The 24,426-nt window shown below is 74.3% G+C and carries 26 protein-coding genes; 18 read left to right on the top strand and 8 right to left on the bottom strand.

What is annotated here, in order from left to right:
* Positions 1 to 98: 98 nt before the first annotated feature.
* Together O7622_RS10950 and O7622_RS10955 are read left to right on the top strand one after the other, a co-directional pair.
* Complete coding sequence (locus tag O7622_RS10950) at positions 99 to 890, top strand: putative protein N(5)-glutamine methyltransferase (RefSeq protein ID WP_282313249.1); 792 nt, start codon at positions 99 to 101, stop codon at positions 888 to 890.
* Between the two features lie 87 nt (positions 891 to 977).
* Complete coding sequence (locus O7622_RS10955) at positions 978 to 2,027, top strand: ROK family protein (protein WP_282313250.1); 1,050 nt, start codon at positions 978 to 980, stop codon at positions 2,025 to 2,027.
* Positions 2,028 to 2,090: 63 nt separating this feature from the next.
* Here the strand turns inward: O7622_RS10955 and O7622_RS10960 are convergent, their stop codons facing one another.
* Both O7622_RS10960 and O7622_RS10965 read right to left on the bottom strand, forming a co-directional pair.
* On the bottom strand, positions 2,091 to 2,291 hold the full coding sequence (locus tag O7622_RS10960) for a DUF397 domain-containing protein (RefSeq protein WP_282313251.1): 201 nt from the start codon (positions 2,289 to 2,291) through the stop codon (positions 2,091 to 2,093).
* Between the two features lie 4 nt (positions 2,292 to 2,295).
* Positions 2,296 to 3,141, bottom strand: a complete 846-nt coding sequence (locus O7622_RS10965; RefSeq protein ID WP_282313252.1) for a helix-turn-helix transcriptional regulator — start codon at positions 3,139 to 3,141, stop codon at positions 2,296 to 2,298.
* Positions 3,142 to 3,375: 234 nt separating this feature from the next.
* Here O7622_RS10965 and O7622_RS10970 point away from each other — a divergent pair, with 234 nt between their 5' ends.
* Both O7622_RS10970 and O7622_RS10975 read left to right on the top strand, forming a co-directional pair.
* Entirely contained in the window at positions 3,376 to 3,600 is a 225-nt protein-coding gene (locus O7622_RS10970; RefSeq protein ID WP_194799685.1) for a hypothetical protein, read from the top strand.
* A gap of 166 nt (positions 3,601 to 3,766) precedes the next feature.
* Positions 3,767 to 4,870 (top strand): D-alanine--D-alanine ligase family protein, encoded by a 1,104-nt coding sequence (locus tag O7622_RS10975; RefSeq protein WP_282313254.1) that lies wholly within the window; start codon positions 3,767 to 3,769, stop codon positions 4,868 to 4,870.
* A gap of 39 nt (positions 4,871 to 4,909) precedes the next feature.
* Here O7622_RS10975 and O7622_RS10980 read toward each other — a convergent pair whose 3' ends face one another.
* Positions 4,910 to 5,497: a DUF3515 domain-containing protein gene (locus tag O7622_RS10980; protein WP_282313255.1), complete on the bottom strand. Its 588-nt coding sequence runs from the start codon at positions 5,495 to 5,497 to the stop codon at positions 4,910 to 4,912.
* Entirely contained in the window at positions 5,498 to 5,731 is a 234-nt protein-coding gene (locus O7622_RS10985; protein WP_013284547.1) for an Lrp/AsnC ligand binding domain-containing protein, read from the bottom strand.
* Between the two features lie 163 nt (positions 5,732 to 5,894).
* Here O7622_RS10985 and O7622_RS10990 point away from each other — a divergent pair, with 163 nt between their 5' ends.
* Both O7622_RS10990 and O7622_RS10995 read left to right on the top strand, forming a co-directional pair.
* Positions 5,895 to 6,845 carry a thiamine-phosphate kinase gene (locus O7622_RS10990; protein ID WP_282313256.1) on the top strand — a complete coding sequence of 317 codons (951 nt, stop codon included), beginning with the start codon at positions 5,895 to 5,897 and terminating at the stop codon, positions 6,843 to 6,845.
* A 161-nt stretch (positions 6,846 to 7,006) separates the two neighbouring features.
* Positions 7,007 to 7,474 carry a GNAT family N-acetyltransferase gene (locus tag O7622_RS10995; RefSeq protein ID WP_282313257.1) on the top strand — a complete coding sequence of 156 codons (468 nt, stop codon included), beginning with the start codon at positions 7,007 to 7,009 and terminating at the stop codon, positions 7,472 to 7,474.
* A 6-nt stretch (positions 7,475 to 7,480) separates the two neighbouring features.
* Here O7622_RS10995 and O7622_RS11000 read toward each other — a convergent pair whose 3' ends face one another.
* Together O7622_RS11000 and rpmB are read right to left on the bottom strand one after the other, a co-directional pair.
* Entirely contained in the window at positions 7,481 to 8,737 is a 1,257-nt protein-coding gene (locus O7622_RS11000) for an ATP-grasp domain-containing protein (protein WP_282313258.1), read from the bottom strand.
* Positions 8,738 to 8,957: 220 nt separating this feature from the next.
* Positions 8,958 to 9,149, bottom strand: coding sequence for a 50S ribosomal protein L28 (gene rpmB / locus O7622_RS11005; RefSeq protein WP_013284551.1), 192 nt, complete (start codon positions 9,147 to 9,149; stop codon positions 8,958 to 8,960).
* 210 nt (positions 9,150 to 9,359) lie between these two features.
* Here rpmB and O7622_RS11010 point away from each other — a divergent pair, with 210 nt between their 5' ends.
* The 3 genes from O7622_RS11010 (at position 9,360) to O7622_RS11020 (ending at position 14,227) form a co-directional block, all read left to right on the top strand.
* Positions 9,360 to 10,967 carry a DAK2 domain-containing protein gene (locus tag O7622_RS11010; protein WP_282313259.1) on the top strand — a complete coding sequence of 536 codons (1,608 nt, stop codon included), beginning with the start codon at positions 9,360 to 9,362 and terminating at the stop codon, positions 10,965 to 10,967.
* Positions 10,964 to 13,216, top strand: a complete 2,253-nt coding sequence (gene recG / locus O7622_RS11015; protein ID WP_282313260.1) for an ATP-dependent DNA helicase RecG — start codon at positions 10,964 to 10,966, stop codon at positions 13,214 to 13,216. Before O7622_RS11010 ends, recG begins: the two co-directional genes overlap by 4 nt.
* A 75-nt stretch (positions 13,217 to 13,291) precedes the next feature.
* A complete protein-coding gene (locus O7622_RS11020; protein WP_282313261.1) occupies positions 13,292 to 14,227 on the top strand; it encodes a serine hydrolase domain-containing protein in 936 nt (311 codons plus the stop codon).
* A 108-nt stretch (positions 14,228 to 14,335) separates the two neighbouring features.
* On the opposite strand, the gene O7622_RS11025 is transcribed toward O7622_RS11020, so the two are convergent.
* A complete protein-coding gene (locus O7622_RS11025; protein ID WP_282313262.1) occupies positions 14,336 to 15,283 on the bottom strand; it encodes a cell wall anchor protein in 948 nt (315 codons plus the stop codon).
* Positions 15,284 to 15,529: 246 nt separating this feature from the next.
* On the opposite strand from O7622_RS11025, the gene rsmD reads away from it, so the two are divergent.
* The 9 genes from rsmD (at position 15,530) to O7622_RS11070 (ending at position 23,422) form a co-directional block, all read left to right on the top strand.
* Entirely contained in the window at positions 15,530 to 16,093 is a 564-nt protein-coding gene (rsmD, locus tag O7622_RS11030; RefSeq protein ID WP_282313263.1) for a 16S rRNA (guanine(966)-N(2))-methyltransferase RsmD, read from the top strand.
* A complete protein-coding gene (coaD, locus tag O7622_RS11035; protein WP_128138481.1) occupies positions 16,090 to 16,566 on the top strand; it encodes a pantetheine-phosphate adenylyltransferase in 477 nt (158 codons plus the stop codon). Before rsmD ends, coaD begins: the two co-directional genes overlap by 4 nt.
* Positions 16,567 to 16,859: 293 nt before the next feature.
* Positions 16,860 to 17,357, top strand: coding sequence for a hypothetical protein (locus O7622_RS11040; RefSeq protein WP_282313264.1), 498 nt, complete (start codon positions 16,860 to 16,862; stop codon positions 17,355 to 17,357).
* A gap of 124 nt (positions 17,358 to 17,481) precedes the next feature.
* Positions 17,482 to 18,045 (top strand): YceD family protein, encoded by a 564-nt coding sequence (locus tag O7622_RS11045; RefSeq protein WP_282313265.1) that lies wholly within the window; start codon positions 17,482 to 17,484, stop codon positions 18,043 to 18,045.
* 5 nt (positions 18,046 to 18,050) lie between these two features.
* Complete coding sequence (gene rpmF, locus O7622_RS11050) at positions 18,051 to 18,224, top strand: 50S ribosomal protein L32 (protein ID WP_030500827.1); 174 nt, start codon at positions 18,051 to 18,053, stop codon at positions 18,222 to 18,224.
* A 132-nt stretch (positions 18,225 to 18,356) separates the two neighbouring features.
* The gene (locus O7622_RS11055) at positions 18,357 to 19,316 is read left to right on the top strand and encodes a phosphate acyltransferase PlsX (RefSeq protein ID WP_282314104.1); all 960 of its coding nucleotides are present in this window, start codon (positions 18,357 to 18,359) and stop codon (positions 19,314 to 19,316) included.
* Positions 19,313 to 20,119 carry a ribonuclease III gene (gene rnc, locus O7622_RS11060; protein WP_282313266.1) on the top strand — a complete coding sequence of 269 codons (807 nt, stop codon included), beginning with the start codon at positions 19,313 to 19,315 and terminating at the stop codon, positions 20,117 to 20,119. The genes O7622_RS11055 and rnc overlap by 4 nt, the downstream gene beginning before the upstream one ends.
* Complete coding sequence (mutM, locus tag O7622_RS11065; protein WP_282313267.1) at positions 20,112 to 20,969, top strand: bifunctional DNA-formamidopyrimidine glycosylase/DNA-(apurinic or apyrimidinic site) lyase; 858 nt, start codon at positions 20,112 to 20,114, stop codon at positions 20,967 to 20,969. Before rnc ends, mutM begins: the two co-directional genes overlap by 8 nt.
* 239 nt (positions 20,970 to 21,208) lie before the next feature.
* Positions 21,209 to 23,422 carry an MMPL family transporter gene (locus tag O7622_RS11070; RefSeq protein ID WP_282313268.1) on the top strand — a complete coding sequence of 738 codons (2,214 nt, stop codon included), beginning with the start codon at positions 21,209 to 21,211 and terminating at the stop codon, positions 23,420 to 23,422.
* Between the two features lie 129 nt (positions 23,423 to 23,551).
* On the opposite strand, the gene O7622_RS11075 is transcribed toward O7622_RS11070, so the two are convergent.
* Complete coding sequence (locus O7622_RS11075) at positions 23,552 to 24,421, bottom strand: endo alpha-1,4 polygalactosaminidase (protein ID WP_282313269.1); 870 nt, start codon at positions 24,419 to 24,421, stop codon at positions 23,552 to 23,554.
* Positions 24,422 to 24,426 lie beyond the last annotated feature (5 nt).

Genomic DNA, 24,426 nt, shown 5'->3' on the forward strand with positions numbered 1-24,426 from the left:
ATCCACCAGCAGAGGACCGGCGCTCCCTCCGAGTCCGCGTCGCTTCGGGGCTGAGGCGACGCCGGGGGCGCCGACGAGCGCTTCCCGAAAGGCTTGCCATGGCATCCACCGTGTTCACCCCCGACCGTCCGGCCCTCGTCCGGCGGCTGCGCGCCGCCGGTTGCGTCTTCGCCGAGGACGAGGCGGAACTGCTGATCGCCGCCGCCGACTCGGCGCAGTCGCTGACCCGGCTCGTCGACCGTCGCGTCGCCGGCCTGCCGCTGGAGCACCTGCTCGGCTGGGCCGAGTTCTGCGGGAGGCGGATCGCCGTCCACCCGGGCGTCTTCGTGCCGCGCGGTCGTACCGCGCTGCTGGTCGACGCGGCGGCGGCGCTGGCCGGGCCGGCGCCGGTGGTGCTCGACCTGTGCTGCGGCTCCGGTGCCGCCGCCGTGGTGCTGCACGAACGGTTGACGCCCCGCTGGCTGGCCGCCGCCGACATCGACCCGGTGGCGGTGGCCTGCGCCCGGCGCAACCTCGAACCGCTCGGCGTCCCGGTCTACCAGGGCGACCTGTTCGACGCGCTGCCGGCCGGCCGGCGCGGGACGCTGGACCTGGTGGTGGCGAACGCGCCGTACGTGCCGACCGCCGCGGTGGCCTCGCTGCCGGCCGAGGCGCGCCTGTACGAGGCGCCGGTGGCGCTGGACGGCGGCACGGACGGCCTGGCCGTGCTGCGCCGGGTCGTCTCCGGCGCGGCCGAGTGGCTCGCCCCGGGCGGGCACGTCGTGGTCGAGGCGAGCGTCGCGCAGGCCCCGGAGCTGTGCGCCGTGTTCACCACCGCCGGGCTGGAGCCGGCGGTGGTTCGCGACGAGGAACGCGAGGCGACAGCGGTCACCGCCCGCCGTCCCGGCTGACCGCGGCGGGGGAGTCCCGCCCGGGGGCGTGGCGGGTGGCCCGGGTGGGAACTAGCCTCGGGTCAGGCGCGGCGGGAGGCGGTGGCGGTGGGCAGCGCAGGTGTGCCGGTGGTGGTGGGGCTGGACAACGGGGGCACGAGCGACAACGCCACGGTGCTCACAGTCGACGGCCGGTTCCTGGTGGACGGGTTGCTGGAGATCCCGAGCGAGGTCGGCGCCGGGCCGGAGGCCGCGGTGGAGGCGCTGGCGCGGGCGTTCGACGGCGTCCTGGCCCACACCGGCGTGCCGCGCGACCTGGTCCGCGCGGTCGGGCTGGACACGCCCGGCCCGGCCAGCGCCACCGGCGTGATCTCCTCCCGCGGCTCGACGAACTTCTCCCAGCCCGCCTGGCGGGGCTTCGACGTGCGCACCGCGCTGGAACGGCGGCTGGGCCTGCCCGTCGTGTACGCCAACGACGGCAACGCCGCCGCGCTCTACGCCCACCACGTCCACTTCGGCGCCGAGGCGATGGCCCGGTCGTCGGTGTCCGCGATCGTCGGCACCGGGCTCGGCGGGGGCGTGGTGGAGTCCGGCCGGGTGGTCGGCGGCGCGGCCGGTATGGCCGGCGAGTTCGGGCACGTGCACATCCCGCTGGACGGACTGATCGAGCCGGACCAGGCGGCGCCGGTCTGCGCCTGCGGCTTCACCGGGGACGCGGAGAGCGTCGCCTCGCTCACCGCGATCCGGCGCAACCTGCTGCCGTACTGGCTGGCCCGGCATCCGGAGCACCCGCTCGCGGCGGAGGAGCCGGACCGGGCGGCGAAGCTGCTGCGCGGCTACGGCGAACGCGGCGACCCGCTGGCCCGCCTGGTGTTTTCCCAGCAGGCCAAGGCGCTGGGGCGGCTGTTCACCATCGCGGCCAACTTCACCGACCCGCACGCGTACTTCGTCGGCGGGGGCGTGGTGGAGGCGGCCCCGGAGTTCCGGGACTGGTTCCTCGCCGCTGTCGCCGAGCACACGGTGCTCCGGGAGGAGCAGCGGGCGGTGGCCACCTTCGCGCTGGTGCCGGACCGGGACATGGCCGGCGCGCGCGGGGTGGCCATCGCGGCGCTGGAGGCGGTACGCGGCATCGTCACCGCCGCCGCCCCGCTCGGCTGACGCCGCCCGCCGGGCGGGCCGCTCGGGGGCGGCGTCACGCTCGGGCGGGCGGCGGCGGGCCGCTCAGGCGCTCGGCGGCGCGGCGGTGAACGCGGCCCAGGCGTGCGGCGGGAACACCAGCACCGGACCGGCCGGGTCCTTCGAGTCGCGGACCGCCACCGCGCCGGGCAGCGGCGCCATCTCCACGCACGCGCCCTCGTCGCCGCTGTGGCTGCTCTTGCGCCAGCGGGCCGGTGTGGGGGTCGTGCGGTTCGTGCCGTTCATCTGGTCACCTCTCGTTCAGCAGGCGGAGGAGCTGGTCCCGACTGGCCGCCGGGCTCAGCGCCACGGTCCGCAGGTGCTCCATGATCTTGGCGCAGGTTCGCAGGTCACCCGGCCGGTCGAGGACCATCTGCCCGGCGACTGTCTCCACCGAGGCGATGATCGGGTCCTCCGGGTCGGCGAACTCCAGGATGTGCAGCGATCCCCGGGTGCCCCGGTGGTAGCCGGCGGCGAGCGGGATCACCTGCACCGTGACGTTCGGCAGCTCGGCCATCTTCAACAGGTGCTGGAGCTGGCCGGACATGACCGAGCGGTCACCGACCGGGCGCAGCAGCGCGCCCTCGTCGATGATGGCGTCGAGGATCGGCGGCTCGGCGCCGGAGAGCCGCTGCTGGCGGTCCAGTCGTAGCTGGACCCGCTGCTCCACCTGCTCGTCGGTGAGCGTGTGCGGCCCGCCGCGCATCACCCCGCGGATGTAGTCGGCGGTCTGGAGCAGGCCGGGCACCACCGACGGTTCGAAGTTCGCGATGCCGGTGGCCTCGGCCTCCAGCGCGATGAAGTCGATGGTGCGCTGGTCCAGCAGGTACGAATAGGACACCCACCAGCCCGGCTTGCGGGCGTCCTTGGCCAGCTGCACCGCCGCGGCGATGTCGGCCGGGTCCACGCCGTAGCTGGTCAGCAGCGCGCGCACGGTGGCGGGGCTGACGAGTGTCTGCGCGTTCTCGTAGCGGGACAGCGTGCTCCGGGTGCTGTTGATCTCGTCGGCCGCGGCCTCCAGGGTGAGGCCGACGGCCTCCCGGTGGGTCCGCAGGGCGATGCCGAGCCGTCGGGCCCGGGCGGTCTTCGGCGCCATGCATCGATGGTCGCACATCCCGCGGGAAAATGGGCATGAGAGAAAGTCGATGAGAGTTGCATTCACGCCGGTGAACCTGTCAATGTGTGACGGCGTCCTCACCGCCGGTTGTCGTGGCGACGGTGGTGGTGAGCGACCGGAGGGGATGGGGCGCGCGGTGGTCGGATTTTCACTCCCCCACGATCCGACCGCCGCGTGCCCCTGCCGGTCCACGAGACGGGAGGGATTGCTGCGGTGACCAGGTTCCTCGTCGTCCTCACCGACGTGCGTCCGCCGGACGGCAGCCGGCGCGACGAACGGACCAGCCCGGAACGCCGCCGTCAGGTCGTCGGCGCGAGCAGCCGGGAGGCGGCCGACCGGATCGCCGGGGCGTTCATGGCGCTGGGCATGGTGCGGGCCGGCCGGCAGCGGGTGAAGGTCATCGCGGTCGGCCGGCGGCCCCGGCATCCGGCCTTCTGAGACACGTCGTTCCGTTACTCCCCGTATAGGTCGCCTTGACCGTTTGCCATGCGACTCCGCGTCTCCCCGGGTAACGACCACCGCTTGCGGCAACGCACAGTAAGGTCAGTCGGGTGAGCGCCACCGGCGAGCACGGCCAGCCGCAGTCGCGAACGATGAGGTGACCATGACCACCCCAGGCAAGACCCGTGTGGCGATCGTCTTCGGCGGCCGCAGCCCCGAGCACGGCATCTCCTGCGTCAGCGCCGGCAGCGTGCTGGCCGCGCTCGACCCGGACGAGTTCGAGGTGGTCCCGGTCGGCATCACCCGGCAGGGCCAGTGGGTGCTCGCCAGCGGCGACCCGAGCCGGCTCGCCATCGCCGACCGCAAGCTCCCCGAGATCACCGCCGGCTCCGGCGCCGAACTGGTGCTGCGCGCCGACCCCGCCGTCGGCGGCCTGATGGTGCTCGACCCGGCCCAGGGGCCGGTCGCGCTGGCCGACGTGGACGTGGTCTTCCCGGTGCTGCACGGCGCGTACGGCGAGGACGGCACCATCCAGGGCATGCTGGAGATGGCCGACATCCCCTACGTCGGCGCGAACGTCTTCGCCTCCGCCGCGGCCATGGACAAGGAGTTCACCAAGAAGCTCTGCGCCGCCGAGGGCATTCCGGTCGGCCCGTACGCGGTGCTGCGCGCCGGGATGTCGCTGAGCGAGGAGGACAAGGAGCGCCTCGGGCTGCCCGTCTTCGTCAAGCCGTCCCGGGCCGGCTCCTCGTTCGGCATCACCAAGGTCGACGACTGGGCGGACCTGGACGCCGCGCTCGTCACCGCCCGCGAGATCGACAGCAAGGTGCTCGTCGAGGGCGCCGTGGCCGGCCGCGAGATCGAGTGCGGCGTGCTGGAGGGCGAGGCCGGCGGCGCGCCGGAGGCGTCCGTGCTCGCCGAGGTGCGGATGATCGGCGACCGTGACTGGTACGACTTCGAGGCCAAGTACATCTTCGCCGACGAGGTCTGCGAGTACGACGTACCCGCCGACCTGCCCGAGCCGGTGGCCCGGCAGGTGCGCGACTACGCCACCCGGGCCTTCACCGCGCTCGACTGCTCCGGCCTGGCCCGGGTCGACTTCTTCGTGACCCCGCAGATGGACGTCTACCTCAACGAGATCAACACGATGCCGGGCTTCACCCCGACGTCGATGTTCCCGCGGATGTGGTCGGCCAGCGGGCTGGAGTACCCGAAGCTGGTCAACCGCCTGATCCGTACCGCCCTGCACCGCCGCGCCGGCCGCTGACCGCCCGCACCGCCCCGCCGGCCGCTGAGCCGGCCGGGGTCAGGCGGAGCAGCCCGAGGGGGCCTGCTTCGCCGAGGGGACCGAGCTGACGATCGTGTCGGAGATCGAGGTCACCCACTGCAGCGGCGGTTCGTACGACTTCGGCACCCGGACCCGGATCGGGGTCTCCCGGTCGACTGTGGTCAGCACCGTGGCGTCGGACTCCTCGGCCGCGTGCCAGCAGACCTGGTTCACCTTCCACACCTCGTCGGTGGGCGGGAACTCCGCCGGGCTGCCGCCGCAGGCCACCGTCAGCGCCGGGTCGCCGTACGCCGCGTTCTGCTCCGGGCCCGCGGTGACCGGGCGCTGCGTCAGGTCACGCACGCTGTCCGGAAGCTGTGACATCAGGGCCCGGCAGAGGACGGTCGGGCGCTCGGCCAGCGCCGGGGCGGGCATCTCGACCGGCGCGCTCGACTGCGCCCGGGGACTCGCCGACGCGCTCGGCTCGGCCTCCGGCGACTCCGGGGCCAGCTTGGCGAACGTGAACCCGGCGACCGCCACGGTCACCGGCACCGCGACGAGCGTCGCCCAGAGCGCGGCACGGCGGGTGGCGCCGTCCCGGCGGGGGGAGGTGTCCTTCTCGTCCACTTACAGCCGCACCACCGAACACGTGAGGGTGCGGGTGATGCCGGGCACCATCTGCACCTTGCTGACGATGAGTTTGCCGAGCTCGTCGACGGTGTTCGCCTCGGTGAGCACCACCACGTCGTACGGCCCGGTGACGGCGTCGACCCGTACCACGCCGGCCAGGTCCGCGATCAGACCGGCCACGTCACGCGCCCGGCCGACCTCGGTCTGGATGAGGATGTACGCCTGTACCACGACTCGACCTCCGTCCGTCGCCTCCGGGCGACCCGAAGGGTGAAACTACCGTACTGAGCGGCCGTGATCCCTATCGGTCGCCGGTCGGACGCGGTGAGCGAGCACACGCCGGTACGGACAGGGGTGGGACGTGCGGGACGACGCAGCGGAGCGAGGGGACGGAATGACTGTCACTGATGTCGGCGAGTTCGGCCTGATCGACCGGGTGACCGCCCGGCTGGCGCAGGGACAGAGCTGCCTGCTCGGCCCCGGCGACGACGGCGCGGTGGTGGCGGCGCCGGACCGGCGGGTGGTCGCCTCGACCGACGTGCTGGTGGAGGGGCGGCACTTCCGCCGCGACTGGTCGTCGGCACGGGACGTGGGGCACCGGGCGGCGGCTGCGAACCTCGCCGACATCGCCGCCATGGGCGCCACCCCTACCGCGCTGCTGGTCGCGCTCTGCATGCCGGCCGAGTTGGACCCGGCCTGGGCCGAGGGCCTGGCCGACGGGCTGGGCGCGGAGGCGACGCTGGTCGGCGCGAGCGTGGTCGGCGGGGACATGTCCGGCAGCCCGACGCTCACCGTCGCGGTGACGGCGCTCGGCGACCTGGCCGGCCGCGACCCGGTGGTGCGCTCCGGCGCCCGCCCCGGCGACGTGGTGGCGCTGGCCGGGCGGACCGGCTGGTCGGCGGCCGGCTACACAGTGCTGTCCCGGGGTTTCCGCACGCCCCGGCTGCTGGTCGAGGCGTTCCGCCGCCCCGAGGTGCCGTACGCGGCCGGACCCGCTGCCGCCGCGGCAGGGGCCACCGCCATGATCGACGTGTCGGACGGGCTGCTGGCCGACCTCGGGCACGTGGCGACCGCCAGCGGTGTGGCGATCGACGTGAGCCGTGAGGCGTTCGAGGTGCCCCGGCAGATGCGGGACGCGGCGCAGGCGCTCGGCGTCGACCCGTACACCTGGATCCTGGCCGGTGGCGAGGACCACGCGCTGGCCGCGACGTTCCCGGCGGACGCCGCGCTGCCCGAGGGCTGGCGGCCGGTCGGGCGGGTGGCGGCCGGCGCCGGTGTCACAGTCGACGCCGCCGCCTACAGCGGCCCGCGCGGCTGGGACCACTTCCGCCGGACGGCGGAGTAACCGGCACAGCCGGCGGACGGCGGAGTAACCGGCACAGCCGCCGGACGGCGGACCAGCCGGCACAGCCGCCGGACCCGCGGACCAGCGGGCCGGGAGTGATCTGCGTCCGACCCCGGGCGGCCCGGCCGGGCCGGGACCGGCGGCGGTCGTAACCTGGCACGGTGAACGAGATCGAGATCCGGGAGCGGCGCTTCGACGCGCCCGAGTCGCAGGCGCTGATCCGGGCGGCGCTGGCCGACCTCGGCGCCCGGTACGGCGGCAGCGGCGACGAGACCCCCGTCGACGCGGCCGAGTTCACCCCGCCGGACGGCGCGTTCCTCGTCGCCTACCTGAACGGGCGGCCGGTGGGCTGCGGCGGCTGGCGCAGCCACGGCGAGGACGGCGACACGGCCGAGCTGAAGCGGATGTACACCGACCCGGCGGCCCGGGGCCGGGGCGTGGCCCGCGCGGTGCTCGGCGCGGTCGAGCGGTCCGCCCGCGACCACGGCCGCAAGCGGATCGTGCTGGAGTGCGGCGACAAGCAGCCCGAGGCGATCGCCATGTACACCTCGGCCGGCTACGAGCGGATCCCGAACTTCGGCTTCTACAAGGACGCGCCGGGCTGCCTGTCGTACGGCCGCACGCTCTGAGGACCGTCAGCCCACCGAGATGCGGATCTCGCTCGCGGCGCGGCGCACGGCGTTCGCGGCCTCGTCCGGTGTCGCGCCCCAGGCCATCAGGTGCCCGCTGCGGTGCGCCGAGGAGAGCAGCTCCGGCACGGTCTGACCGACCTTCGTCTCCACCTGCACGTCGAGCACGCCCGGCACGCGCAGCGCGTCGCGCCTGCCGTTTACAGCGATGACCCGGCCGGGCGGCGCGATCAGGAACTCGATCGCCGCCGCGCCGGTCGCCCGCGCCGGCAGCTCCGGCCGCTCGCCGCGCAGGATCCGCAGGTACGCCTCGATGACGTCCCGCTCGTAGGCGATCGAGATGAGCGCGGTGATCATGTCGCCGGGCATCCGGGCCGCGCACTCCACCAGCGTCGGCACGCCGTCGGCGAGGAACCACTCGCTGTGCAGCATGCCGCTGCGGAAGCCGGCCGCCTCGGCGAGACGTACCGCGGCGGCGCGCAGCGCGTCGTGCGCGTCGGCGGGCAGCGCGGACGGCACGGTGTGGCCGGTCTCGACCGGGTAGCGGCCACCGGCGATCCGCTTGTCGGTGACGTTGGCGAAGACCACCTCGCCCCCGGCCACGAGCAGCTCCACGCTGTGCTCGGAGCCGACGAGCAGTTCCTCGACCAGCACACCGGTGGGCAGGCCGCGCTCGGTGGCCTCGGCCGGGTCGGGCGGGGCGGCGCTCGCCGCCCAGCGGGCCTGCACCTCGGCCGGGTCGGTGATCAGCTGCACGCCCAGGCTGCCCGAGCGGCGGGTGGGCTTGAGCACGCACCGGCCGCCGTGCGCCAGTGCGAACTCCACCGCCCGCGCCGGGTCGTCGACCAGCTCGTACGCCGGGTTGGCCAGCCCGATCCGGTCGGCGAGCAGCCGCATCCGGTGCTTGTCGGAGAAGACGTCGGCGGCCTCCACCCCGGCACCTGGCAGGCCGAGGCGTTCGGCGAGCCGGGCGGTGGCGCCGACCGCGTACTCCAGGCCGGGCAGCACCAGCCGGGCGTCGGCGAGGCCCGGCTCGCGGGCGAGCAGGGCGTCCGGGTCGAAGCCGGTCTGGTACTCGGCCGCGACGAGGCGCCCGATCATCGGCAGCCGCTCGGCGAACCGGGCCAGGTCGCGGCGGGCGATCACGTCCGGCTCCTCGACCAGCACCACGCTGCCGGGCGGCAGCTCCTGGTCGAACCAGCTCAGTGAGCCGAACGACGCGCCCACCACCACCAGTTGCTCGCGACCCAGATCGAGGTCCACCGGTCACCCTCCCCACGGCTCGCGCCGGAACCGGGCGGCCGGCGCAGCAGCACCCTAACCGGCCGGATCGCGGCGGTCGCCGTACGGTCGGTCAGGGGTGCGGGGGCGGGTCGGCCGATACCGAGCCGATGGGTGCGGCGGGTCGGCCGGACACGACAGAAGCCGGCGGACCCCTTCGGGATCCGCCGGCGACCGACGATGTTCCGGTGACGCTACCGCGTCAGGCGCGGGTGACCTTGCCGGCCTTGATGCACGAGGTGCAGACCTGCAACTTCTTGGTGGTGCCACCACCGGCCGGGGTACGCACCGACTGGATGTTCGGGTTCCAGCGGCGGTTGGTCCGCCGGTGCGAGTGGGACACGTTGTGGCCGAAGCCCGGCCCCTTGCCACAGACGTCGCACACGCTAGCCACGGGATACTCCTGGGATTGAAACGTTCATGAGGTCGCCGCCAGGCGCTGCCCGGGCAACCTGGTCAGGTTACCCGATGACAGTCGGTACGCCCAACCGGCCCTTTCGCGAGCCCACCCAGCGTACCGGCGTCCCGGCCGGGCCGTCGGCCGGGGCGGACACGCGGCGGACGACCCCGGCGCGTGTCGGTGTACGCCAGTAGGCTTCCCGACGTGCTGGAGACCCTCGACGCCGCAGCGGTACGCCGCTGGTGCGCGAGCGGGCTGGACGCCCTCCGGGCGCACCAGGGCGAGATCGACGAGCTGAACGTCTACCCGGTGCCCGACGGCGACACCGGCACCAACCTGGTCCTCACGCTGACGTCGGCCCAGCAGGCACTGGCGATGGATCTCGGCACCCTCCCCGACGACGGGCACACCCCGCACGGGCACGCGCTGCGGCTGATGGCCCGGGGCGCGCTGCTCGGTGCGCGCGGCAACTCCGGGGTGATCCTCTCGCAGATCCTGCGTGGTCTCGCCGACACGCTCGCCGCCGTGCCCGCGGTGCGCGGGCGGCAGCTCGCCGACGCGCTGACCGACGCCACCACCGCCGCCTACGCGGCTGTCGCCCGGCCGGTCGAGGGCACGCTGCTGAGCGTGGTCGCCGCCGCGGCCCACGCGGCACGCCAGGCGGACAGCGACGACCTGCGCGCCGTGGCCCGGGCCGCGAGCGAGGCGGCGGCGCACGCGCTGGCGCGTACCCCCGAGCAGTTGCCGGAGCTGGCCCGCGCGGGCGTGGTCGACGCCGGCGGGCGCGGCCTGTGCCTGCTGCTGGACGCGTTGGTCGAGGTGATCACGGGGGAGAGCCCGGGGCAGCCGGCGCCCGCGCCGCCCGCCCGCCGCGCGCCGGTCACGGCCGTGCGGGAGAGCGGCTCCGACGCGTACGCCTACGAGGTGCAGTACCTGCTCGACGCCACCGACGAGGCGGTGACCCGGCTGCGCGCCGAGCTGGACGCGCTCGGCGACTCCCTGGCGGTCGTCGGCGACGGCGCCGGCACCTGGAACGTGCACGTGCACGTCAACGACATCGGGGCGGCGGTCGAGGCGGGCGTGGTCGCCGGCCGCCCGCACCGGATCAGCGTGACCCGCTTCGCCGACCAGGGCGCCCCGGCGCCGCAGGTGACGCTGCCCGACGGGCGGGCCGCCGTGGTGGTGGCCACCGGCGCGGGCATCGCGGAGCTGTTCGCGGCCGAGGGTGCCGTGGTGGTGCCCGCCAACCCGTCCACCGGTGAGCTGCTCGACGCGATCCGGGCCACCGGCGCCGCCCGGGTGGTGGTGCTGCCGAACGACCCGAACACCCAGTCGGTGGCGAGCGCGGCGGCCAGGGAGGCGCACGGCCTCGGTGTGAAGGTGAGCGTGGTGCCGACCCGCTCGCCGGTGCAGGCGCTCGCGGCGCTCGCCGTACGCGATCCGAAGCGGCGGTTCGAGGACGACGTGATCGCGATGGCCGAGGCGGCCGGCGCCTGCCGGTACGCCGAGGTGTGCCACGCCGCCCGGGAGGCGCTCACCGTCGCCGGTCCGGCCCGCCCGGGTGACGTGCTGGCCCTGGTCGAGGGCGAGGTGCACCTGATCGGGCAGGATCTGGTCGACACCTGCACCGCCGTGGTGGACCGGATGCTCGGCGGTGGCGGCGAACTGGTCACGCTGCTCTGCGGCGCGGACGCCCCGGCCGGGCTGGCCGACCGGGTCCGCGCGCACGTCGAGGGGGCCTGGCCGTTCGTCGAGGTGCAGGCGTACGAGGGCGGGCAGCCGCACTATCCGCTCCTGGTGGGGGTCGAATGACTGGTGAAGCGGCCACTGTGGACACGCCGCTGAAGAAGCTTGTCGGCGAGCGCACCGCGAAGGCGCTGGCCGGGCACCTCGACCTGCACACCGCCGGTGACCTGATCTACCACTTCCCGCGCCGGTACGACGAGCGCGGCGAGCACACCGACATCCGCTCGCTCGACGTGGGGGAGCAGGTCACAGTGCTCGCCCAGGTGCAGCGCACCGCGGTCCGCCCGATGCGCCAGCGGCGCGGCAACCTGCTGGAGGTCACCGTCGGCGACGGCTCCGGCGGCGTGCTCACCTGCACGTTCTTCGGCAACCAGGCGTGGCGGGAACGGGAGCTGCGGCCCGGCCGGTGGGGGCTGTTCGCCGGCAAGGTGACCGAGTTCCGGGGCAAGCGGCAGCTCAACGGCCCGGAGTACGTCCTGCTCGGCGAGGGCGGCGAGGGCGAGGCGGCGGCCAACGAGGAGGTCGAGGAGTTCGCCGGGGCGCTGATCCCGGTCTACCCGGCCGCCGCGGCGGTCCCGACCTGGGTGATCGCCCGCTGCGTCCGCGTCGTGCTCGACACGTTCACCCCGCCGGAGGACCCGCTGCCGGCCACCGTGCGGGCCACCCGCAACCTGATCGGCATCGGCACCGCGCTGCGTGAGATCCACCGTCCGACCAGCAAGGAGGCGCTCTACCGGGCCCGCCGCCGGCTGAAGTGGGACGAGGCGTTCGCCGTGCAGCTCACGCTGGTGCAGCGCAAGCAGCGGGCGGCGGCGTCCCGGGGGCGGGCCCGGCCGGCGAAGGCGGGCGGCCTGCTCGACGCGTTCGACGCCCGGCTGCCGTACGAGCTGACCTCCGGCCAGCAGGTCGTCGGTCGGGAGATCGCCGCCGACCTGGCCCGGCCGCACCCGATGCACCGGCTGCTCCAGGGCGAGGTGGGCTCCGGCAAGACGGTGGTGGCGCTGCGCGCCATGCTCCAGGTGGTCGACGCCGGTGGGCAGGCCGCGTTGCTGGCCCCCACCGAGGTGCTCGCCGCCCAGCACCACAGGGGCATCCTCGACCTGCTCGGTCCGCTCGGCCGGGCCGGTGAGCTGGGCGCCGCCGACGACGCCACGCGGGTGGAGCTGGTCACCGGCTCGCTCGGCGCGGCGGCCCGGCGCCGGGCGCTGGCCGAGGTGGCCGAGGGGCGCGCCGGCATCGTGCTCGGCACGCACGCCCTGCTCTACGAGGGCGTCGACTTCCACGACCTCGGCCTGGTGGTGGTGGACGAGCAGCACCGCTTCGGTGTGGAGCAGCGCGACGCGCTGCGCGCCAAGGCCGAGCAGCCGCCGCACGTGCTGGTGATGACCGCCACCCCGATCCCGCGCACCGTGGCCATGACCGTCTACGGCGACCTGGAGACCTCCACGCTGTCCCAGCTCCCGCAGGGCCGCTCGCCGATCGCCTCGCACGTGGTCCCGGCCGCCGAGAAGCCGGCGTTCCTCGACCGGGCCTGGCGCCGGTTGCGCGAGGAGGTCGCGAAGGGCCACCAGGCGTACGTGGTGTGCCCGCGCATCGGTGATCCGAGGTCCGGGGCCGGAGCGGCCAGCGCGGAGGCGCCGGACTTCGGACCAGGTCCGGTGTCGGACGAGGAGCCGCCACGGGAGGACGACAACGGCCGCCGTCCGCCGCTGGCCGTGACCGAGGTGGCCCCGCTGCTGGCCGAGGGGCCGCTGCACGGGCTGCGGATCGGGGTGCTGCACGGGCGGCTGCCGGCGGACGAGAAGGACGCGGTGATGCGCGCGTACGCCGACGGCGAACTGGACGTGCTGGTCGCGACCACAGTGGTCGAGGTCGGCGTGAACGTGCCGAACGCGACAGTGATGATCGTGCTGGACGCCGACCGGTTCGGCGTCTCGCAGCTCCACCAGTTGCGCGGCCGGGTCGGCCGGGGCTCGGCCGCCGGTCTGTGCCTGCTGGTCACCGAGGCGGCCGAGGGTTCGTCCGCGCGGGAGCGGCTGGACGCGGTCGCCTCCACCACCGACGGCTTCAAGCTCGCCGAACTCGACCTGGAGCAGCGCCGGGAGGGTGACGTGCTGGGTGCGACCCAGTCCGGTCGGCGCTCGCACCTGCGGCTGCTGTCGCTGCTGCGCGACACCGAGCTGATCCGCGACGCGCGGGCCGAGGCGACCGAACTGGTCGAGGACGACCCGGATCTTTCCCGGCATCCGGCGCTGGCGGCGTCGGTCGCCGCGCTCGTCGACGAGGAGCGCGCCGAATACCTGGAGAAGGGCTGACGCGCGGGCCGGCCGGGGCCCCGGTGCGGCCTCGCGGGACTGCGGCACGGGCGTCGCGTGCCTAGGCTCGCGCAGATGTCGACACCATCACTCGAACACGGCGTGCTGCTTCTGACCCGGGGCGACGAACTCGTGGTGGACCGGTCGGCCGGAGTCGCCGACGAGGCGTCCGGCCGGCTGTGCACCGCCGCGACGCGGTTCCAGATCGCCTCGATCAGCAAACAGATGGCCGCGGTGGCGGTGCTGCTGCTCGCCGAGCGGGGATCGCTGAGCCTGTCCGATCCGGTGGTACGCCGGCTGCCCGGCACGCCGCCGCCGGAGTGGTCCGGCATCACGCTGCACCACCTGCTCACCCACACGTCGGGCCTGGGCCACTGGGAGGACTACCCGGCGATCGACCTGCACGGGCCGGCCGAGCCGGACGAGCTGCTCGACCGGTTCGCGGGGCTGCCGCCGCTGTTCCGGCCCGGCGCCGGGTGGCACTACAGCAGCCCCGGCTACGTGCTGCTGGCCCGGACCGTCGAGCGGGTGGCCGACCGGCCGTACGCCGAGTTCCTCGCCGACGAGGTCTTCGCGCCGCTGGGCATGACCGGCAGCTTCGCCGGTTCCGGCGACGGGCAGCCGGACGTGGCGGTCGGACACGAGGGCGGCCGTCCGGTGCCGTCCTGGGACCTGGCGACGGTCAGCCTGGGCGCCGGCGACGTCTGGTGCACCGGGGCGGACCTGCTCACCTGGCTCGACGTACCGCGCCGGGGCCGGCTGCTCGCCCCGGACTCGACGGCGGCGATGACCGCGCCGCACGCGCCCACCGGGCGGCCCGGCGAGGCGTACGGCTACGGCTTCTTCGTCGGCCCGCTGGCCGGCCGGCGGGCGCTGCACCACTCCGGGGACAACGGCGGCTACAAGGCGCTCGCCGCCTGGCTGCCCGACTCCGACCAGCGGCTCGTGCTGCTGACGAACCGGGCCGAGGTCGATCCGAGAACGATCACGTCGGCGCTCGACGCGGCCTGACCGCCCGTACGCACGGCGAGGGCGCGCCGGCCGGGTGGTCGGCGCGCCCTCGATGCGGATCAGCGGATCGGCGAGATCGGCGGATCGGGGGTCCGGCGGTGAAGCGGGTCAGGCGGTGAAGCGGATCCGGCGGCGACGGGCCACCACGAACAGCACCGCGCCGGCGGCGAGCAGCAGCGTCGCGCCCCCGGCGATGGCGCCCGCGGCCGGGCCGGTCACCGGCAGGCCGCCGCCCTGCCCGGAGCAGTCCCGCGGGGCGGTGTACGGGATGGTCTCGGACTCCTCGACCACGTCGTACCTCACGGTGACGGTGAGGCCCCGGTACGCCTCGAACTCGACCGAGCCGGCCTTGCCCGGTTCGGAGACGAGCTTCCTGCTCTCGCCCTTGTCGGTGGTGAACGTGGCGGTGAAGGCGATGCCGTCGGCCGGGTTCTCCACGATGAAGGTCATCGAGTCGCAGTCCTGGTCCAGCTTGAAGACCGGTTCACCGGGCTCGGCCGGCGGGGTGGACGGCGTCGGCGGGGTGGACGGGCTCGGCGGGAGGGACGCCGACGGAGTCGGGGTCGGCGAGGCGGGCGTGCTCGGCGTGGGCGTGGGGCTCGGCGGCGTGCTGGGCGACGGCGACGGGCTGTGCGTCGCGCAGTCCCGACCCGGGCGGGCCACCACCGTGCGCTCGCCGTCGTGCGACTTGCGGCCCCGCTCCCAGTGCGCGGCGACTGTCAGCTTCAGCTCCGGGATCGGGCCGGTGAACGCGTGGGTCTGGGTGCCGGTCAGCGGGCCCTGGCCGGCCGGCTTCAGTTCCGCGCCGACCGCCAGCCCGCCGCTGATCGTGCCGGGCACAGTGGATTCGACAGTGGTGATGCGGCCGGAGATGTCGGTCTCGCTGCTGGTCACCGACCAGGTCACGGTGACGGTGCCGTTCTCGGCGGCGCAGTAGCTGCCGGACGGCTCGGGGTGGTGGGCGGCGGCCGGGCCGGCGACGGTGCCGATGCCCGCGAGGCCGAGCAGCGCGCCGGCGGTGAGGACGGCGGCACGCCGGAGGTGGAGACGGTTCACGCCTACTCCTGACGAGGGGAGGATGGGAGAGACCGGGCGGAGGGACCGAAGCCACGCGTCCGCTCGGCAATCGGGCCAGACCCTAGCGAGATCGACAGTGCGGGCGTCACCGTGATCGAAAGGTCGTAAAGGGTCTGTTATGTATTTGAGATCATTGATGCACGCCGAGTCACGGATCGTCGCGCCGGGTGCGTCGTGCCCGCTTTGCGGCGTCGCGTAGCGTCGGGGCATGCGCAGGGAGCGACTGTGACCCGGATCGTGGCCGGCACGCTCGGCGGCCGGCGGATCGCCGCGCCACCAGGTGCCGGCACCCGGCCCACCTCCGACCGGGTCCGCGAGGCGCTGTTCAGCGCCGTGCACTCCCACGCCGACCTGGACGGGGCACGCTTCGCCGACCTGTACGCCGGTTCCGGCGCGGTCGGTCTGGAGGCGCTGTCCCGGGGCGCGGCCCACGTCCTGCTCGTCGAGTCCGACGCGCGGGCCGCCCGGGTGATCCGGGAGAACATCGCCGCGCTGCGGGCCGCGCCGGCCGCGCGCCTGGTCACCGGCAGGGTCGCCACCGTGCTGGCGGCCGGCCCCACCGAAGGGCCGTACGACGTGGTCTTCGCCGATCCGCCGTACGCGGTGCCGGACGCCGAGATCGGCGCGATGCTGGCGGCGCTGGTCGACGGCGGCTGGCTCGCACCGGACGCCCTGGTGATCGTCGAGCGGTCCAGCCGTACCGGACCGGTCACGTGGGTGGAAGGTGTCACTCCGGAGCGCAGCAGACGTTACGGCGAGACCACTCTTTGGTACGGTCGCCGATCATGAGACGTGCGGTCTGCCCGGGCTCGTTCGACCCGGTCACCAACGGACACCTCGACATCATCGGCCGGGCCAGCCGGTTGTTCGACGAGGTGATCGTCGGAGTGCTGGTCAACCAGTCGAAGCAGGGCCTGTTCACCGTCGAGGAGCGGATCGCCATGCTCCGCGAGGTGACCGCCTCGTACGACAACGTCCGGGTGGAGTCGTTCCGCGGCCTGCTCGTCGACTTCTGCCGCGCGCAGCAGGCGAGTGTCCTGATCAAGGGTCTGCGGGCGGTGAGCGACTTCGACTACGAGCTGCAGATGGCCCAGATGAACATCGGCCTGGCCGGCGTGGAGACGCTCTTCATGCCGACCAACCCGCTCTACTCGTTCATCTCGTCCAGCCTGATCAAGGACGTGGCGAAGTGGGGCGGCGACATCTCCGCCCACGTCCCCGACCTGGTCCGAGCCCAGCTCTCCGCCCGCCTCCGCCCCTAACCCACCCCCTCGTCCCCCCACCCCGCCCCCCTCCCGACCCCCGCGATCTTCCACTTTCGGCCCGGACATTCCTCCCGCAGCGGGACGAACGCCGGGCCGAAAGTGCAAGATCGCCGGGGAGAGGAGCGGGGAGGGGCGTGGGAGGCGGGGCGGGCGGGGTCAGGGGCGGGCGACGCGCCGGGTGGGGCGGGTGGCGCGCGAGTGGCCGGGGCGCGACATGATGTCTGCAACGCCGAGACGGGGCGCAGGCCGCATGATGGAGGGTGGCCGACGAAGACAGGAGTGAGGTACCGGTGGACCCGCTCGATCGCATCGACGAACTGATCGCCATGGTGGAGCAGGCCCGCTCCGTCCCGATGTCGCGCAACAACTGCATGTTCGACCGGGGCGAGATGATCGCCACGCTCGACGAGTTGCGCGCGGAGCTTCCCGCGGACCTGCGCCGGGCCGCCGCGCTGCTGGAGGAGCGGGACAAGATCATGGAGGCCGGCAAGCGCGAGGCCGACCGGATCATCAGCGAGGGTGAGGCGGAACACGCCCGGCTCGTCTCGGTCAACGAGATCACCGTCTCGGCCGAGCACGAGGGCGCCCGGATCATCGCCGAGGCGCGGGCCGAGGCGCAGCGCCTCCGCGAGGAGGTGGACGACTACGTCGACACCGCGCTGGCGAACTTCGAGCAGTTCCTCACCCGGGCGCTGGCCTCGATAGAGCGCGGCCGGGACAAGATGCACGCGCTGCGCGAGATCGGGACCTTCGGCGGGGACGAGGCGGACCGCCCGCTACCCTTCTGAGCGGCGCGCGGGCCGGTCGCCGACAGCCGGCTCCCGTCGGGCCGGAGGCGAGCCCCCGGTTCGACGGTCCGCCCGTCTGGCAGGTAACCTTCTTTGTCGGCCTCTCAACGGCCGGAGTCTGACTATGCCCAAACACTCGCCAAGCACACTCGACCCCAGGTCGCCGCTGGTCCTCGATACGAGGGAACTGCCGCGCCGACCTGGCGCGTTGCGTACGCACAAGCGGGTCGTGCCGGCACCGGCGGACCTCGGCGTGGAGTTGATCGGCGTGCCGGAGGGCGCGGACCTCGACCTCGACCTGAGGTTGGAGTCGGTGTCCGAGGGCGTGCTCGTCTCCGGGACCGTCACCGGTCCCGTCAAGGGCGAGTGCGGCCGCTGCCTGCGCGAGATCGACGACTCGTTGGCCGTGACGATCCAGGAGCTGTACGCGTACGAGAACAGCACCACGGACGACACGACCGACACCGACGAGGTGGGCCGGATGCAGGGCGATCTGATCGACCTGGAGCCGGCGTTGCGGGACGCGGTGGTGCTGACGCTGCCGACGAACCCGCTCTGCCGGGAGGACTGCCCAGGCCTGTGCCCCGAGTGTGGGGTGCACTGGGACGATCTGCCGGCCGACCACAGCCATCAGCAGGTCGACCCGCGTTGGGCGAGCCTGACGCAACTGACCCGTACAGAGGAGTAAGAACCGTGGCCGTCCCCAAGCGCAAGATGTCGCGCAGCAACACCCGCGCCCGCCGGGCGAACTGGAAGGCCTCGGCGGTGGCGACCGTGGCCTGCCCGCAGTGCAAGTCGGCCAAGCTGCCGCACGCCGCCTGCTCCGTCTGCGGCACCTACAACGGCCGTCAGGTCCTCGAGGTCTGACCCGGCCGCCGAGTGACGTCCCCGATCACCGGTCGGGTGACGCGCGCACCAAGGCTCTCGCCCGGTGCCCCGGCTCCCGCCACCGCCGACCGGCTCACGGCCGGCGGACCGTCGGAGCCGGGCACCGCGCGGATCGCCGTCGACCTCCTCGGCGGGGACGATGCTCCCGCCGTCGTGGTTGACGGCGCTCTGCGAGCGGTACGCACGGATCCCGCCCTGCACCTGATGCTCGTCGGCCCGATCGAGGTGGCCGACGAGCTGATCGGTGCGCTCGATCCGGCTCAGCGCGCCCGGGTCACGGTCCGCCCGGTGCGGACCGCCGTCGGCATGGCCGACCATCCCACCGCCGCCCGCGGCGAGAGCACGGTACGCACCGCCGTGCAGGCCGTCCGCGACGGGCTCGCCGACGCGGTCGTCTCCGCCGGCTCGACCGGCGCCACGGTCACCGCCGCCGCGCTCGGCCTCGGCCGCTGGACCGGGATCCGCCGTCCGGCGCTCGCCGCCACGCTGCCCGCCGTCGAGGGGCCGGTGGTGCTGCTCGACGTCGGCGGCACGCTCGAACCGGGACCGGCCACGCTGGCCCGGCACGGCCTCCTCGGCGCCGCCTACGCGTCGGTGGCCCACGCCGTCACAGCACCCCGCGTCGGGCTGCTCTCCGTCGGCCTGGAGACGGGCAAGGGCGACCGGCTGCGCCGCGTGGCCGCGCCCGCGCTCGCCGCCGCGCCGCTGCCCTGCGACGGCCGCTACGTCGGCCTGGTCGAGGGGTACGACATCTCGCTGGGCGCCCGTGCCGACGTCGTGGTGACCGACGGCTTCACCGGAAACGTCCTGCTGAAGGCCATCGAGGGCGCGTACGCCATGGCCGGCGGCCCACCGTCACGCGGTGGCGCCCCGCGTGCCGCCGCGCTGCTCGGGGTGGGCGGCACCGTGGTGGTGTGCCACGGCGCGGCCGGCTCCGAGGACGTCGCCTCCGGTATCGCGCTCGCGGCCCACCTGTGGCGCCGCGACGCCGCCGGAACGGTCCGCGCCCTGCTCGCCGACATCCCGCACGATCTCGCACCTGACCGACACGACACCGAGGTAGCACCATGACCAACGACAAGCGGCGGCGTGCTCCCGTCGGCCACCTGGAGGCGGCCTTCGGGGTGTCGCTCGACCCGGAACTGCTGGAGCGCGCGCTGACCCACCGCTCGTACGCGTACGAGAACGGCGGCCTGCCCACGAACGAGCGGCTGGAGTTCCTGGGCGACTCGGTCCTCGGCGTGGTGATCACCACAGCGCTGTTCCACAACCACCCCGACCTGCCCGAGGGACAGCTGGCGAAGCTGCGCGCCAGCGTCGTCAACATGCGGGCGCTCGCCGACGTGGCGCGTGGCCTCGGCCCGGACGGGCTCGGGGCGTACCTGCTGCTCGGCAAGGGCGAGGAGGCCACCGGCGGACGGGACAAGGCGAGCATCCTGGCCGACACGCTGGAGGCGCTGCTGGGCGCGATCTATCTCCAGTACGGCCTGGACACCGCCGCCATCGTCATCCACCGGCTGTTCGACCCGCTGATGGCCGAGTCGGCGGGCCGGGGCGCGGCCCTGGACTGGAAGACCAGCCTCCAGGAGCTGACCGCCGCGCTCGGGCTCGGCGTGCCCGAGTACCGGATCGAGGGCACCGGACCGGATCACCTCAAGACGTTCACCGCCTGGGTGGTGGTGGCCGGCAACCGCTACGGCGGCGCGGAGGGGCGCAGCAAGAAGGAGGCCGAGCAGCGCGCGGCCGAGTCGGCCTGGCGGACGCTCACCGAGCAGGCCGAGGCCGAGGCGGCGGCACAGGCCGAGCCGGCGGCGCGGGCCGAGGAGGAGACGAGCGACACCACCGACGTCGAGGCGGGCGCGGGCCGTGCCTGAGCTGCCCGAGGTCGAGACCGTCCGGGTGGGACTCGCCCAGTGGGTGATCGGCCGGCGGATCGCCGCCGTCGAGGTACGCCACCCCCGGGCGGTACGCCGGCACGCGCCCGGTGGCGCGCACTTCGCCGATGTGCTCGCCGGCCGGACGGTCACCGGCGTGCAGCGCCGGGGCAAGTACCTCTGGCTGCCGCTGGACAGCGGCGACGCGGTGATCGGCCACCTCGGCATGTCCGGCCAGCTGCTGTTGCAGCCGGTCGGCGCGGCCGACGAACTGCACCTGCGGGTCCGGTTCCGGTTCGCCGACGACGGGCCGGAGCTGCGCTTCGTCGACCAGCGCACGTTCGGCGGGCTGTCCGTGTCCGCCGGTGGGGCGGAGCTGCCCGCCGAGATCGCCCACATCGCGCGCGATCCGATGGACCCGGAGTTCTCCGACGAGGCGTTCGTGGCGGCGCTGCGGCACAAGCGTACGGAGATCAAACGCGCGCTGCTCGACCAGACGCTGATCTCCGGGGTGGGCAACATCTACGCCGACGAGTCGCTGTGGCGGGCGAAGCTGCACGGCACCCGCCCGGCCGACGCGCTTACCCGTCCGGCCGCGCTGCGCCTGCTCGGGCACGTCCGGGACGTGCTCGCCGAGGCCATCAAGCAGGGCGGTACGAGCTTCGACGAGCTGTACGTCGACGTCAACGGCGAGAGCGGCTACTTCGACCGGTCGCTGAACGCGTACGGCCGGGAGGGGGAGCCCTGCCCGCGCTGCGGCGCGCCGATCCGGCGGGAGGCGTTCATGAACCGGTCCTCCTACAGCTGCCCGCGATGCCAGCCGCGGCCCCGGGGCACCCTCCGGGGATGACCCCGAGCCGATTCGGGGTTGCGCCTGTGTGCGTCGCCCGGCGGTCCCCGGAGACGCGCCGGAGCGTACCCGGAGATGCCCTTCTCCGCCCGGTCCGTGCGGCCGGTTCCGGCCGCGCGGACCTCGCCCGCCGGATCGGGGACGAGCGGGGGCCGTTCCCCGATGCCGGGGCCCCGCCTGCTGCCTAGCGTCATCTGGGGTCGGCGCAGGGCCGGCATCAGGAGGGTGGAACCCGGGACATGGGCAGGCGACCGGTGACCGTGCGGGTGGCACGGTGGAGTGCGGAGCATCCGTGGCGCGCGATCGCGTTGTGGGCGGTCTTCGTGGCTGTGTGTTTCGTGGGCGGCAGCGCCGCCGGGCTGAACGAGGCGACCGACGAGGATCAGGCGATCGGCGAGTTCGGACAGGCACAGCTGATCGTCGACAGTGGCGGGTTCGACCGGCCGGCGACCGAGAACGTGCTGATCACCGCCCGCTCGGGCTCGCTCGACCAGGCCGCGGCGAGGGTTGCGGCGCAGGACGCGGCGGACCGGCTGCGGCAGGTCGACGGCGTGGCCTCGATCGGTACGCCGATGCCGTCGCGCGACGGCAGCGCGCTGCTGGTGCCGATCACCATGACGGGCGACCCGGGCACCGCCGGTGACCGGGTGCAGCCGTTGCGGGACACCACCGCGAAGGTGCAGGACGCGCACCCGCGGCTGCGGGTGGAGCAGGTCGGCGGCCCGTCGATCGACAAGGCGCTCGACGACACGCTCGGCAAGGACTTCAAGCGCGCCGAGCTGCTCAGCCTGCCGGTGACGCTGGCCATCCTGATCATCGCGTTCGGCGCGCTGATCGCCGCCGGGGTGCCGGTGCTGCTGGCGCTGTCCTCGGTGGCCGCCGCGATGGGTCTCTCCACACTCGCCTCGCACCTGGTGCCGGCCACCGACACCACGGCCAGCGTCATCCTGCTGATCGGCATGGCGGTCGGCGTGGACTACTCGCTGTTCTACGTGCGGCGGGAACGGGAGGAACGGGCCAGGGGCCGGTCCGGACTGGATGCGGTGGAGATCGCGGCGGAGACCTCCGGGCACGCCGTGGTGGTGTCCGGCACCGCCGTGATCATCTCGATGGGCGGTCTGCTGCTCGCCCAGGACGCGATCTTCTCCTCGCTGGCGGTCGGCTCGATCCTGGTGGTGGCGGTCGCCGTGATCGGCTCGCTCACAGTGCTGCCGGCGCTGCTGGCGAAGCTGGGCCGCTGGGTGGACCGGCCGCGGGTGCCGCTGCTGTGGCGCCTCACCGCCCCGGGTAACGGGCAGCCGGCCCGGCCCCGGTTCTGGCCGGCGGTGCTCAGGCCGGCGCTGCGCGCGCCGGTGGCCACGCTGCTGATCTCGGTCGCGCTGCTGCTCGCGCTCGCCGCGCCCGCGCTCGGCATGAAGCTGAAGTTCCCCGGTCCGGAGGACGTGCCGCGCACCACTGCGGCCATGCAGGCGTACGACCGGCTCACCGCCGCCTTCCCGAGCAACGGCACCAGCCACACGGTAGCCGTGCGGGCACCCGCCGAGCAGGCCGGCCGGGTGCGGGCCGCGCTCACCGACCTGGCCGGCCGTACCGCCGCCGACCCGCTCTTCGCGCCGGCCGAGGGGGACGGCCCGGAGATCCAGGTGTCGGCGGACCGGCGGGTGTCGGTGCTGGAGGTGGCCACGCCGCACGCCAGCCGCTCCGACGAGGCGTCGAGGTCGCTGCACGAGCTGCGCGAGGACCTGGTCCCGGCCACGCTCGGCGGCATCCCGGGCGCGGAGTACGCGGTCGGCGGCGGCGTGGCCGCCAGCGAGGACTACGCCGCCCACATCCGGGCGAAGCTGCCGATCGTCGCGGCGTTCGTGCTGGCGCTGACGTTCCTGGTGATGGCGTGGACGTTCCGGTCGGTGGTGGTGGCGCTGACCTCGATCGTGCTGAACCTGCTCTCCGCCGGCGCCGCGTACGGGCTGCTGGTGCTGGTCTTCCAGAGCACCTGGGCGGAGGGGCTGCTCGCCTTCACCTCGATGGACGCGATCGTCACCTGGCTGCCGCTGTTCCTGTTCGTGGTGCTGTTCGGACTGTCGATGGACTACCACGTCTTCGTGGTCAGCCGGATCCGCGAGGCGGTCGACCGGGGGATGCCGACCCGGGAGGCGGTGGCGCACGGCATCACCTCCTCGGCCGGTGTGGTGACCAGCGCGGCGGTGGTGATGGTGGCGGTGTTCTCCATCTTCGCCACGCTCAGCATGATCGACTTCAAGCAGCTCGGCATCGGCCTCGCGGCGGCGATCCTGCTGGACGCCACGATCATCCGCGCGGTCGTGCTGCCCTCGGTGATGACGCTGCTGGGTGACGCGAACTGGTGGGCGCCGCGGTTCATGCGCCGCCGTACGCCCGCCCCGGCGGTCGACCCGCCGCCCGCCCCGGCGCCGGAGCTGGTCGGCGCCCGCTGACCCGGCCGGATCGGACCCGCCCCGCCCGCTGACCCGGCCGGATCGGACCCGCCCCGGCCACCGGCGCGCCTACCGGCTGAGCGCGCACCCCGGCGCCCCCGCTCCCCGACGGGCGGGGGCGCCGGGGTGTCACGGCAGCGCGCACGGCTCCCGCCAGGCGTCCAGTTGCCGGTCCTTGCGGATCGAGGCGAAGCCGTAGCCGACCGAGGTGACGCAGAAGTCCGCCGGCTCGCCGGTGTACTCGACGTGGAAGACCGGCTTGCCGGCGTCGACGAACGGCAGCAGCTTCGCGCACTCGCGGCGGCGTACGCACCCCTGGTTGACCGCGAAGTCGAAGTCGGGGGCCAGCGCGGCCACCTGCGCCACGTCGTCGACCAGGCCGGGGGAGAGGTCCAGCTTGCGGGCCAGCCCGGCCAGCCGGCGGTTGAACAGCAGTTGGTCGTCGAAGTCCAGCGGGAAGCCGGAGCGGTGCCGGTAGCCGTCCGCGTCGGCGAGCGCCACCGCGCCGAAGCCCTTGCCCCGGCACAGCCGGAACCGGTCGGCGAGCACGGGTGCGAGCGCGTCCCAGCCCCGTACGTCCAGGAACCGGCTCCCCGGCCGCCCCGGCACCGCCGCGCCGCGTACGGCGGCAGGGAAGCGGGTGGCGTCCGGGTCGTCGGCGGCGTACGTGCCGACCCGGACGTGGCAGACCAGCCGTCGGCTCCGCTCGCGCAGCGCGGCGGTCTCGGCCGAGGTGGTCGCCACCGGGTCGAGGAGGAAGACGTCGGCGTCGACCGTCACGTCCACCGGCGTGGTGAGCTGCCACTGCCACCGCCAGTTGTCGGCCTGCGCGGCCGGCCAGGGCGTGGGCGCGCCGGGCGGCGTGATCGGCCGGCGGCAGGCCGGCACCGGGGCGAGCAGCAGCGCGGTCAGCGCGAGCGCCACGCCCCGGCGCGGGCCACGTCGGCGGACGTGGGCCGGCCGGGAGCGCGGCACGGCCCACGTCGGCCGGATCCGCATCGACA

It is taken from the genome of Micromonospora sp. WMMD1076, assembly GCF_029581475.1.
GTDB classification, from domain to species: domain Bacteria; phylum Actinomycetota; class Actinomycetes; order Mycobacteriales; family Micromonosporaceae; genus Micromonospora; species Micromonospora aurantiaca.